The sequence below is a fragment of the Oleiphilus sp. HI0117 genome (genome assembly GCF_001635235.1).
Genome location: NZ_LWGA01001083.1, coordinates 1 through 1,530 on the forward strand (window position 1 = coordinate 1; position 1,530 = coordinate 1,530).

A 1,530-nucleotide genomic window follows, 5' to 3' on the forward strand; every position below is an offset into this window, starting at 1 on the left:
CAACGATGGCTTGAACAATTTCTTTACTGAGCAGGGTCATACAGTCTTCATAGACCGCCAGTAATAAATTTTCTAGACCTGAATAGGATTCGTAAAAATAGCGATCAGTTAACTTGGCTTCTTTGCATAAGCTCCTGACAGTTGAATTTCTAAAGCCGCAACATCCAAATAGTCTTAAGCCCGCATCTAAAAATTGTTGTTTTCTAAGTTTTTTCCGCTCAGCTAAAGATACCCCGCCATAGGTCCGTTCGGTCTTTTTATTTTCTTTAGAAGGTTCAGCAGAGGGCATTGGCGTTTTATTTCGTCCTGATTGAAGTGATTTTTAGTCCGGGTTGAGCCGTCTATTCTGCCGTGATTTGAAGTCGGATGTAAAGCGTGACCGTCAGTCAAAAAATATTTGACTACACCTGTAGTCAGAATATATGATGTTTTGAAGTTGCTTGTCGTCACAATTTATATCTCGTTAATCTTCGACTATGATGATGGCAAGCGCTAGACAATAAACATAAAAATTCAGTGAGCAAGGCAAGGTCTTGTGAGCGACTGGAGTGCTAAATGAAACAAGATTACCAAGTCATTATTATCGGTAGCGGATTCGGCGGACAGCTGGCAGCCATGAACCTAATCAAACGTGGCATTCAGGATTTTCTGATTCTGGAGCGGCGCGAATTTGTCGGTGGTACCTGGAGCCAAAATACCTACCCAGGCGCAGCCGTCGATGTTCCTTCTCCTTTGTATTCGATATCTTCAGAGCCTTACAATTGGTCGCAAATGTTCGCTGAACAAGACGAGCTAAGAGAGTACACCGAGCACATCATTTCCAAGCACGCTTTGGATAAGAAAATTGCGGCAGGCTCCAATGTGTCGAAGATTGAATGGCAGGAAGCAGAGCAGCGCTGGCAAATTGATATTGAAGGCAAAGATGCTTATCACGCTCAATTTGTTATTAATGCTTCAGGGCCACTTAGTACACCAGTGATTCCAGATTTTCCTGGAAAAGATACATTTAAGGGTAAGTCCTTTCACAGTAATAACTGGGATCATAACTATGACCATAAAGGCAAGCGAGTTGCAGTGATAGGTAGTGGTGCCAGTGCCGCACAAATAATCCCTGCGATCGCTCCGGAAGTTGAACACCTTGATGTGCTTCAACGTACCCCTCATTGGGTAATGCCTCGAAATGATTATAAATTTAAAGGCTGGCAACGTAAGTTGCTTAGTAAGAGTTGGGCCTACTTTGCTTTACGTTTCTTGATCTACTGGTGGTATGAATTCCGTGTTATTGGCTTTAAATATTCAGATTTGGCATTGAAGGTCTTGGCGAAGAACAAAGCTGAAAAGCATATTCGCAAACAGATCAAAGACCCGGACTTACAACGAAAAGTGACTCCCGACTTCACCATAGGCTGTAAGCGGGTAATTTTATCAGACACGCTTTACCCAGCTTATTGTCGAGATAATGTCACCTTATTCGATAAGAATAATGGCATAAAAGAAATCACCGAGAAGGGTATTGTGACTCAGGACGGT

Annotated in this window: 2 protein-coding genes; one reads left to right on the forward strand and one right to left on the reverse strand. The window is 42.5% G+C overall.

The features are described from left to right. Nucleotides 1–289: TetR/AcrR family transcriptional regulator (locus A3757_RS19480; protein WP_156506429.1), on the reverse strand; the 289-nt coding region annotated here is incomplete at its 3' end. 266 nt (nt 290–555) lie between these two features. Here A3757_RS19480 and A3757_RS19485 point away from each other — a divergent pair. Beyond that, on the forward strand, nt 556–1,530 hold a 975-nt coding region (locus A3757_RS19485), incomplete at its 3' end, for an NAD(P)/FAD-dependent oxidoreductase (RefSeq protein ID WP_068740125.1).